Here is a 10,695-nt window from a genome sequence, read left to right on the forward strand (position 1 = left end):
TATGGCTCCATGATCCATACCTTTTTACGTGGTCAGCGTGTTCTTATTACGGGCGTGAGTGGCTTTTTAGGCCTGGCACTGTGCGATCAGCTAACCATTGCTGGTGCCCATGTAACGGGCATTGACATTGATCCACCTGCGGCGAGCAACTCAGCGTATGGGCGTTGGCTAAAACTGCCGCATCAATTTGTCCAACTTGATCTACTCACTCCACAGCTTGGTGAGTTTTTAGCCGATCAACGGTTTGATACAATTTTTCATCTAGCGGGCATGGCCAACGCCTCAGGTTCTATCATATGGCCCACTCAAGACTTTTCACAAAACTTAGTTGCCACCGTCCATTTACTCGATGCGCTGCGCAACTGTGAATTCAGAGGTCGTTTTATCTTTGCGTCTTCAGCGGCTGTATATGGTGAGCCCCCCACCCATCGAATTACTGAGGAGACACCTGTTAGACCTATTTCCCCCTATGGTGTCAGTAAATTAGCCGCAGAAGAGTACATCCGCGTCTATTCAGACCTTTATGGGTTTGAAGCTGCGATCGCACGTATTTTTTCTATTTATGGACCAAGACAGAAAAAACAAGTGGTGTTTGACATTCTGCATAGGACGTTGCTTTCCGATGAACCCATTTCGTTATTTGGCAGTGGTCGGGAAGTGCGAGATTTCATTCACGTTGAGGATGCCACACGCGCACTCGCAACGTTGACTAGCCAGACAAAAATTGGCGCACCCATATTTAATGTATGCTCTGGTAACGGTACGGCAATTCGTGATCTAGCCTATCTAATTGTCACGATGGCCCATCAAAGCATCGAGCGTGTTACCTTTAAAGGCAATAAAAGAGGAGGCGATCCATCTCACTGGGTAGGCTGTAACAAGGCCCTGCTTCGTACGGGATACACGGCAGAATATTCATTATTTACTGGGTTGCAAGCAACACTAAATTGGTTTAATCAATGGCGACATCAGACAAGTAAGGGGACCACCAAAAGTGTGGTAAAGCTTGCAAACGCCTTGAAGTGACCTCCTAGGGTGGTGCGTTTAGCGTTAGCTTGGAGTAGTCAGCATTCAATACGCAAGCATGACTACTCAACCACTGTCTTGGACCGAGCTAGAAGCGCTAGACACAATTCAACGTGATCGCATCAATGGCCCAACAAATCCTCAAGCAACGCTGAGATTATTCGGTCAAAAAGAGCCGCTGCTAACGCTGTTCAGGGACAACCACGCATGGTGCCCTTACTGCCAGAAGGTGTGGCTATGGCTAGAGGAAAAGCAAATTCCTTATGCCATTAAAAAAGTAACCATGTTCTGTTATGGCACCAAAGAAACATGGTATAAAGCCCTTGTCCCATCTGGGATGCTGCCTGCTATCCAGTTTGATGAAAACTTTTCTGCTAAACTATGCCAGGCTGAAGCCTGGTATAAACAGAAGGTGCCTTCAGGTACGCTGCCTGGGGTAGAGTTAGATGGAAAGCGACTTACAGAAAGCGATGATATTCTAATTGCTCTGGAGCAGGCATTTGGACCACTGACCGTAAGCATGTTGGCGCCCCAGGCAATTCCCCTGCGACGGTTAGAGCGCCTGCTGTTCCGTGCCTGGTGTAGCTGGCTGTGCCAACCCGTTCGCTCTGCCCGTCAGGAGCAGTTTAACCGCGAGCAATTTGTGGCTGTGGTAGCTAAGGTGGAAGAAGCGCTAGCGGCTACTCCTGGCCCGTACTTTTTAGAAAAATTCAGTGTTGTCGACCTGGTATTTACCCCCTACTTGGAGCGCATGAATGCCAGCCTGTTTTACTACAAAGGCTACTCCGTGCGCGAAGAGAATCCTGGTTTGGCTGCCTGGTTTGACGCTATGGAAACTCGCCCCACCTATCGCGGTACCCAGAGTGATTTTCATACCCATGTCCATGACCTCCCACCCCAAATGGGAGGCTGCTGGGAAAATGGCGAACCCGAGGCCAGGGCTAATCAACAACGGGTAGACCAGGGACCTTGGTTGGGTCTACCGGATGTGGGCTACCCTGAACCCGAAAACTCTCGTGTGGAAGCACTGCATCGGGTATTAAAACATCGTGGCAATATTATTCGCGTCAACCCCACAGACGATCAGATGTTTGATGAAGCCCTGCGCTGTGCTCTCACCAACTTGATGACGGGGGAAGCGTGTGAACCACCCCAGGGGAGCGATAATGGTCTGCGCTATCTGCGAGACCGGGTCAATGTCCCCCGCGACATGTCGATTTATGCAGGAAAGCGGTTGCGGATGGCCCTAGAAAAGACAGCGGCGCTAGTCGGTGATGCCCAAGGACCAGCTATTCCAATACGTAATCGGTATGATCAAAATCCGGCAGAATTCTCTTCAGAAACCCCTGATGGTGCAGCAGAAAAATCTCTGCCGTTTGGATTGAACTGGCTGAGGGGATAATAAGGGGACTGCACAAAATAAAGCCCCAGGTTGGGGCTGTCGATGGGTGGATGAGTGATGGGGTAATGATGCAAGACGCTCCATGGAACGTCTCTTTAACTGGCTAGCAACATCTCAACCGCTTGCTTAATAAAGATCTCGTCTTCAGGATTCTGGTAAGGATTGCCAGCTCGATGGCCCCAAATGGAACGAATTGGAACGTAGTTACTTCCGGAGATTAGTTTGGCCTCTGCCTCACAATCTTCCGGTGTAAAGTACAGATCTGTTGTAGCAGGCATCACCAAGGTCTTGGCCGTAATTGACCCCATTGCTTTAACATAGTCACCTCCATAGATGGGATTATCTCCTACATTGCAGTGTAGCCACGTCTCAATCATTGCCAGTAAATTATGCGGATCGCGCCGTCGATAACCCGCTTCCCAACTCCGCAGCAGATAGTCTTCTAACGACCCATAGCCCCATGCCAGGTAAGGCTTTGCTCGATAATAAGCTGGCGACGCAGCCCAGCTGGCATAAATCTGAGTAAACGTGTGAAACCCCTTTTCTGGTATCCCTTCAAATCGCTCACCATTCCAGGTGGGATCACCCTGTAAAGCAGCCCTCAAACTGTAGAGAAAAATCCGATTATGATCAGTAGTTTTAGCGGTGCCACACAATGCTGCAATCCGCTTCACCCGCTCTGGATAAAGTGCACCCCAATGATATCCCTGCTGGGCTCCCATGGACCAGCCGTATACCAGGGCTAACTGATCAATGCCTAAGCTGTCCAACAATGCAGCTTGGGCTCGCACATTGTCATAGTGGGTGAAGTAAAACCCTGGTCGCTTGGCATCCTGACAGGTGCTAGGCGATGTGGAAAGGCCGTTGCCAAACATATTTGGCATAATTACAAACCAGTCAGTGGGATCCAAAATACTTTCTGGACGCACCAACCAGTCAACATCACTGTGCTGTGCTCCGTAAGATGTGGGATACAGTACCCCATTACTGCGCTCTGAATTTAACTCTCCATAGGTTTGATAGATAATCTCTGCTTCAGGCAACACTACACCACACTGTAGTGGAAACTCTTTCAAAACAAAGCTGTTAGGAGACGTCATGATTCTGTTTACGAATGAAGTAAATGCAGTGCTCAATGCTCAATGCTCAAATCAAGACGTTAATCTCTTCCTAGACGGTTGACAGGGGGGATTATCCAAAGGGAAACTACCTCTTTTGAGGAGAGAAAGGATTAATGTTCTCTCTTATTGCAAAGCGCTAATAATTGATCGATTCACCTGGAAATATCCTGAATCGACTCGAGAGAAAGAATCTTTCAGTTTTTGGTGAGCCTTGGGCAACGCATGAAATGGAATCGACGGATAAAGGTGGTGTTCAGCGTGATAGGGCATATTCCACATCAAGAGTCGGAGCGGCCATATCGTTAATGTTGTGCGTGTATTTGTGAGAGGATTATCATCATTCGTACACCCTGTATGCTCTGCAATGAGTACAAATCTGAGGAATGGCTGTCCTAACGCCAGTGGCAACAACCAGTAGGTGACAATAAACCAGGGATGCCCTAGGGCTGTGGAAAGTAGTGCGATCGCAATATATGTTCCTAACTGTAGCCGAGTTGACGAGATCACGTCTCCGTAGGAACTTTGTGGCAAAAAGTAATAATCTTCCAGTTGCCTAAAAGAAATCTTTAGATGACCTTTAATTTTATCATACCACCAAGAAGCACCACTTAGCCGCCATAGATACTGGCCTAGATTTTCAGGTTTAGGATCATCCAGTTCTGGATCTTTTCCGGCAATTTGTGTATAGCGATGGTGCCACTTATGGTAATAACGATAGAACGTGCTGTTATAGAACGATAATAGACCCGCTAACCATCCCACAACATCATTGGTCCTAGAATTAGCAAATGCTGTTCGATGAACACATTCATGGGTTGGACAAAACATCATGGCAAGGCCGATCCCATAGAGCAACAGGGCGGGAAACTTTAGCCAACTGGACGCACTTCCCCACAGGTAGCCACTGACACCAAGCACAACTACATGTAAGGCTAACCTAGCTACACCGTCCAGATTAGTGCGTGTATTCAATGTCTTAAGCTCACAAACATCCAAGATTTTATGAGGTTTCGACACCGATACGTTAGGGGCTTGAGTCGAGTCAGTTAACATCTTTCCAACGTTGATGGGACAAGTGCTCAACGGTTCTGACATCTTGAACTCTTGAAACACTTGTTATAACAAGTAAAAAGTAGCACACCATAGCTGCTATAACAAGGCTAGGTGATATTTCATCAAATCCTGACATAGGCACTCTTCCATATGTCGTCAACATCTGTTCCTTTACACATCAGTATCTCGGAGAAGCTTCGCCAGCAAATTGAGGCAGGTGATTACTTACCTGGTGAAAAATTGCCCAGCGAACATCAGCTGATGGAGGCTTTTAATGTCAGTCGGATTACGGTTAGACAAGCCGTGGCCAACCTAGTTAGTCAGGGGTTGGCACAAGCGCAACAGGGGCGGGGTGTTTTTGTCACTCCCAGGCAAAAGGTCGCCTATGCATTATCTAGCCCCTTGGTTTTTCTAGAACGAGATCTAGCACGTAAAGGGATTCAGTTCACATTTGAAAATCTTACTTTTAGAAAAATTCGTCCTTCTAACGCTGTGCAAACATCCTTACAGTTGCCTGATAAGTCAACAGTTTATCTGCAAAAAAAACTGCTGCATATGGATGGCGTCGTTGGTGCAGTGGATGTCAGCTATCTTGTATTGGAACTGGGGCAGCAGTTTGGTGCTCAGCTGAAGCGGCAAATGACATTTCCAACCCTTGAAGCTCATGGAATCGTCATTGCGCAGGTTGATGCAGTCATTGAATGCACTCATGCTGACTATGAAATCAGTGGTTATTTAGAAGTGCCCTTAGGTCAACCACTGATTGTGTATCGCTATACGGCTTACACCCATGATCAGTCCCCCATCTTACATGGGGAAACAATCTCGCGAGCAGATCGTTTTTGCTATTCTCTCTCCTTTGAGAAGTGAAAAATAGTCATCCAGTTTCAGGTGAATAAGATAGGAGTCCGGTGGAATCAGCAAATTATGTTGATGCTGTAGCGACTACGGGCATGTTAGTAGGAGATTCTTGGCTTGATTCAAAGCCTCTAACCCTAGCAATCACTCCTATGACAGCTAAATTCAAAAGTTCTCTAGCTACCGGGATAACTACCGGAGTTAATGCGACTAAACAGCTTGTTTCTATTCGCTGGAGTTTGCCCCTGTGTGTGGTCACCCCCTTAGTGTCTGGCATTCTTTTGACGAGCGGGTTGGCTTTTCGTAACGGTCAGAAAGCTGTAGATGAGCTAGTGGGAAAAATTAGTACAGAAGTTGCTGCCAATATTGAAAAACAGGTTGACAGCTACTTGACCAAACCATCGCTGATTGCTTCTGTAATTGAGACCGAGGTGGCTAGTGGCAATCTCAATATTCAAGATACTCGTCAGTTGGGGCAAACTCTCTGGACGTTCACCCAGTCCGATGAACTGACTAATAATCTTTTCTATGGCAATGAGTTGGGTGAGTTTGTTTACAGCGAACGTCAAGATGATTCAACTCGTATGGATTTTGTCGATAAAACCACAAATTTTCAACGCATTGCCTATGAAGTGGATACTAAGGCTAATCCAACAACCCAACTGACAGTATTCGACTACGATCCTCGGGTTAGAACTTGGTATAAAGAAGCCGCTTTCAACAAAGAACCTGTCTGGAGTCAGGTCTATATTGCCAATTCTAGGGCGGATCTTACCCTGACTCGTGCCACACCCATTTTTGATCAAAATGGCCAGCTACAGGGGGTATTTGGCATAGATGTTTACCTCTTTGAGCTCAGTGACTTCCTTAAAAACTTATTTGTTAGCCCTAATGGCAAAGCATTTATCATCGAGCCATCTGGAGATTTGATTGCAATTTCTGCCAATGAGAAGCCATTTATCGTGCAAGGAGACAAAAAACTACGTCTAGCGGCAAACAATAGCCAAAATGAATTGGTACGAGAAACTGTCAATCATCTGTTAGAGAATATCGATGATCTGAATCAGATGAAAAAGCAGTACTCCTTTAGATTTGATTTAGACGGGCAAACGCAGCACGCCCATATTTATCATCTAAAAGACTTAGGAGTTGATTGGATTATTGGAGTCACCATTCCTCAAGATGACTATATGGCCAAAATTCGAGAGACAGCTCAACATACCCTACTTATTGGTATTGGTATTACAGTGATTGCTTCTTTGTTAGCGTTAACCGCAGCCTTGCATATTATTCGTCCCATTAATAAGCTAAATCAAGCGGCAGATGAGATTAAGCGTAATCGGTTTAATCCGCGGACGTTAGCCCATGTTATTTCACGACCTGATGAGTTTAGTAAGCTTGCTAAACTATTTAATGATATGGCTACTGTGGTGATGAGCCGCCAACAATCTCTATCTGAGCAGGTTAAGTTGTTGAAAACAGAGATTGATCAGCATGGTAACGCTGGTGACGATCGTCAGCGGCTGGAGACATTGTTGAGACATGCTCAGCAGGTGCGACAAGCCTATAGAAATCGCTAGTTGAGACCAGGGATAATAGTTTTGCCGCTAGATTTATCAGCAATTACAGCAGTTGTTGCAATGCCGGTGTGAACAATACCCAAAGTACGGAATGGGTCCATAATGGGATCAATCGCTACGAATAAAACTAAGACAGCCTCCAACGGCAACTGTAACGGCTCTAGCACAATCCCCAGCATCGTTAATGTGAGAATGCCAGTAACCCCCGCTGTTGCCATACCGGCAAAAATAGATCCGACAATTACAACCATGATGCTAACTGGACCTATTGGCTTGTCATATAGCTGCATCACAAAAACTGAGCCCAAGGCAAAGTAAATGACTGAGCCAAATCGACAAAGTGTAATTGACAAAGGCGTAACCAGGTTTACAGTTTGACGACTAAAATTTAAGGCTTCGGTTAACTGGGCAATAGCTGATGGTAAACACGCTAAGCTGCTGGACGTCGCTAAGGCCAGGATGGTCGGCTCACGTAAAGCTGACAACACTTTAATGATGGACATCTTGGATTGTTGCCAGACCACTATCGTACTCAAAACATAGATGACTAAAAACGTGACTAGGGTAGCTATGACAAAATTAATCATTGATAACATCACATCTAGCCCCTGTTGAGAGAGCTGATAGGCTAAAAGACTAAAGAGGCCAAGGGGTAAAATCATGGTCAGCCAGTCAATTAGCTGATTAAATGTTTTATAAATGGCTTCTAAGATATCGAAACAGGGCTCAGTAACGCGATCGCGAATCAGCCCCAATGAAATACCGACAATAATGGAGAAAATCAATACCTTTAATGTTTCACCCTGGCTCAGGGCATTAAAAATATTTTCGGGCACCAAGCTAATCAGAAATGAGGCCATCCCTCTGGAGGATTCTTCAGGAATTGGCCCTGTCAACGCCATTTCTAAATCAATGCCAGAATTATTAACCAGGACTCCTAGAGATTCCAGTGTTTTGGTAGATAGATTACGCCCAGGTCCCATCATAGCCGCCAGAATAACGGTTAAGCCACTGGCAGACAAGAGACCTAAAGGAAAGATTACCAAAATACGTTTGATATATTGAGCTGCATTGCTGCTCTGCATCAGTCGGCCAATGCTAGTGGTAATAGCGGCTAAAAGAATAGGTAAAACACACATCTTCAGTAACCCCAAGTAAAAATTACCGAGGGGTGCTAGCAAGATGGCAAATTCTTGATGTGTAGTACCGACATAGATTGCTAGTGCAACACTAATGAGAATTGCCCAGGGACTGCGTAACCATTTGAGTGAGAGAGTATTTGACCAAAACTGTTGTTTAGTCGCAGGATTAATCGTCATAATAAGCCCGTATAGATGTTGAACTTGTAGAGGCGCATAGCTGTTGATCCCTACTCTTTTTCATCGGTCTCTAGATGATCGGCATAGTCTTCTAGAACGGTGTCAGCTGTGTAGTCAAGACTATAGGTATCTAAATACTGATTAACAAAGTCTTGTAAATGTTGACTATCCCAAGGTAAGGCCATGGCAATTTGGTCTTGGGTGTCATTTAAGGCAATGGTTTGTAACCTGAGGGCTGCGTCTGGATTTTTATGAATAATCTTTTTGACTTCAAGTTCATCTCGATAGGCTGCCTGAATATCGCCATTAATGACAGCTTCTACAATGTCCTCCCATGTGGGATATTCTTGAATCGTGGATTTAGGAAACTTTTGTTTAATAAAACTAGCGTAAGATGAACCTTGAATAACACCCACGTTGCCGCTGAAGTTACGAATGGCTTCAATGACCTGATTCCCTTCGGTTTGTTTAGCCAGCTGCACCCGATTAACTAACAATCCCTGACGCATGGTGACATAGGGGCGGGAGAATCGCACCCGTTTGGCCCGACTGAGGGTGCGACTGAGCTTAGAAATAGCAATATCAGCCTTCAGTTGATATACCTGATCAACAACATCATTAAAGGTATTCGCTGAGCGGTTAAACTCTAAATCAACATCTAGGGCATCAGCTAATCCCTGGGCAATAGTAATGTCCAACCCCTTTGGTGTGTTGCCTTCTGTAAAAAAGGGAGTGTTATCGGTGCTAAGTAACGCGACGACTAATTTTCCGCGATCAAGAATGCGCTGAATATCAGGAGGCATCTCTGTCCGGGGAGCATGGATAGCTTCTTCTGTACCTGCAAGCTGGCGCTGAGTTTCAGTGCCAGCGATGCCATCTGGCTGTAGATTACGGTCTCTTTGAAATGCTTTAACGGCAAGCTGAGTAGATTTGTTATAGCTCCCGTCAATCTCTGCCTCAAAGTATCCTAAGGTATGCAATCGGGTCTGTAGCTGTTCAACAGCGGTCCCTTCACTCCCTAATCGCAGAGTATTTAGGGTATTGGCCAGGGCAGGCTGGGCAGCTAATTGAACCAGACCAATCAACAGGGTGACAACAAGGAGATGCGATACCCATCGAGGTAGTCGCAATGACGATATATTAATCATGGGAAACTCTTGACTGACACAGTGGATGACTCTGAAATTATTCCGTAGGCAAGATCGAGGGTGAGATTGGCCATGATATCCAGGGGATCAATCCAGTTAATGGGTAGCTGGCTGAGTTGGGCAAGACCGATGGATATTTCTGTACATCCGGCGATTAACAGTTCTGCCCCTTGAGCCGCTAGCCAGCGAGAAGCAACGATCAGCTCGATGAGAGCAATGTCTGAAACCCAGGCACCCGTGGCTTTGATTCCCCAGTCCGGTGAGTAAATTGCTTCCATAATACGATGCTGAATAGGAGAACCTAAAGGGGGCAAAATTGGAGAGATCCCATATTGAGCAAGGCTAGTGGTATAGAGTTGCGATCGCAACGTTCCATCTGTTGCCAACACGCCCACCTGCCGTACATTAGGAAAACACTGAGCAATATAAGCCGCTGTTGCCTCCATCATATGTAGCCAGGGAATATCCAACTGTGCCTGCACCGTATGATAAAACCCATGGGCAGTATTGCAGGTTACCACTAAAAAACCGGCACCCATCGCTTCTAATAAACAAGCACTGCGCACCAGATAGGGAACACAGTCTGGTCCAGTCCCTGTCAAACTTTGAGTCCGATCTGGCGTAGACGCAGCACTCAACAACAACCAGTTAGGATGCTCCTGATCACACTGTGTTCCCCGTCGCGCACTATGGTGTAGCAGGCGTTGTTCGAACTCAATATGGGCCAACGGACCTAACCCACCCAAAATGCCTGGAAGCTTGACTTGCCGCTGGGAATTTTTGGGAAGATTATCTGCCATTATGTACCCATAGCTTTCCTGGGAGTTTGTTACTCCTTGAGGATGCCCAGTTGACTATGGGTTTTAGCAGAAAAATTGGCTATGGAACCTGAACCGTAAACTGTCCGGGATTCATAATTGTTATCACTCCCCCCCAAGTACACATGCACTTAGAACTGTTGTTAAGGGCTGGAAAGTTATTGATATTTACCGTAGGAGAACCTGGAACCCAGGGAGCTGGAATAACAGGTAAACAGGGCATGGGCGTCAGTACGCCCAGGGCAGCGGCAGTAGCGCTCGCCACAGTGGGATTAGCCAGGGAAGTACACATGCCAAAGGGAGGAATATTCACAATAGGCGCATAGTCCATGATGGTGGCGGCTAGAGGGCCAGAAGCCATGACAGGTGG

Annotated in this window: 10 protein-coding genes; 4 read left to right on the forward strand and 6 right to left on the reverse strand. The window is 46.2% G+C overall.

Features of this window, described 5'->3' with window-relative positions; genetic code table 11:
* The first annotated feature begins 9 nt into the window (after window positions 1-9).
* Window positions 10-1,026, forward strand: a complete 1,017-nt coding sequence (locus DXZ20_RS06310) for an NAD-dependent epimerase/dehydratase family protein (RefSeq protein ID WP_163697098.1) — start codon at window positions 10-12, stop codon at window positions 1,024-1,026.
* 58 nt (window positions 1,027-1,084) lie between these two features.
* Window positions 1,085-2,428 carry a glutathione S-transferase family protein gene (locus DXZ20_RS06315; RefSeq protein WP_163697099.1) on the forward strand — a complete coding sequence of 448 codons (1,344 nt, stop codon included), beginning with the start codon at window positions 1,085-1,087 and terminating at the stop codon, window positions 2,426-2,428.
* Window positions 2,429-2,523: 95 nt separating this feature from the next.
* Here DXZ20_RS06315 and DXZ20_RS06320 read toward each other — a convergent pair whose 3' ends face one another.
* Window positions 2,524-3,528, reverse strand: coding sequence for an alpha/beta fold hydrolase (locus DXZ20_RS06320; protein ID WP_163670584.1), 1,005 nt, complete (start codon window positions 3,526-3,528; stop codon window positions 2,524-2,526).
* A gap of 144 nt (window positions 3,529-3,672) precedes the next feature.
* Complete coding sequence (locus DXZ20_RS06325) at window positions 3,673-4,602, reverse strand: fatty acid desaturase (protein ID WP_163670582.1); 930 nt, start codon at window positions 4,600-4,602, stop codon at window positions 3,673-3,675.
* A gap of 150 nt (window positions 4,603-4,752) precedes the next feature.
* On the opposite strand from DXZ20_RS06325, the gene DXZ20_RS06330 reads away from it, so the two are divergent.
* The gene (locus DXZ20_RS06330; RefSeq protein WP_163697101.1) at window positions 4,753-5,472 is read left to right on the forward strand and encodes a GntR family transcriptional regulator; all 720 of its coding nucleotides are present in this window, start codon (window positions 4,753-4,755) and stop codon (window positions 5,470-5,472) included.
* A 140-nt stretch (window positions 5,473-5,612) separates the two neighbouring features.
* Window positions 5,613-7,040: a PDC sensor domain-containing protein gene (locus DXZ20_RS06335; protein ID WP_163697102.1), complete on the forward strand. Its 1,428-nt coding sequence runs from the start codon at window positions 5,613-5,615 to the stop codon at window positions 7,038-7,040.
* Here DXZ20_RS06335 and DXZ20_RS06340 read toward each other — a convergent pair.
* The 4 genes from DXZ20_RS06340 to DXZ20_RS06355 form a co-directional block, all read right to left on the reverse strand.
* Window positions 7,037-8,359 carry a dicarboxylate/amino acid:cation symporter gene (locus DXZ20_RS06340; protein WP_163670577.1) on the reverse strand — a complete coding sequence of 441 codons (1,323 nt, stop codon included), beginning with the start codon at window positions 8,357-8,359 and terminating at the stop codon, window positions 7,037-7,039. The two genes, DXZ20_RS06335 and DXZ20_RS06340, sit on opposite strands and share 4 nt — an antisense overlap.
* A gap of 50 nt (window positions 8,360-8,409) precedes the next feature.
* Complete coding sequence (locus tag DXZ20_RS06345) at window positions 8,410-9,507, reverse strand: peptidoglycan-binding protein (RefSeq protein WP_163697104.1); 1,098 nt, start codon at window positions 9,505-9,507, stop codon at window positions 8,410-8,412.
* Entirely contained in the window at window positions 9,504-10,307 is an 804-nt protein-coding gene (locus DXZ20_RS06350) for an aspartate/glutamate racemase family protein (protein WP_163670573.1), read from the reverse strand. Before DXZ20_RS06350 ends, DXZ20_RS06345 begins: the two co-directional genes overlap by 4 nt.
* A 79-nt stretch (window positions 10,308-10,386) precedes the next feature.
* The coding region (locus DXZ20_RS06355; RefSeq protein ID WP_163703418.1) for a DUF4280 domain-containing protein at window positions 10,387-10,695 on the reverse strand (309 nt) is incomplete at its 5' end.

It is taken from the genome of Adonisia turfae CCMR0081, from assembly GCF_011009555.1.
Lineage (GTDB): Bacteria > Cyanobacteriota > Cyanobacteriia > Phormidesmidales > Phormidesmidaceae > Leptothoe > Leptothoe turfae.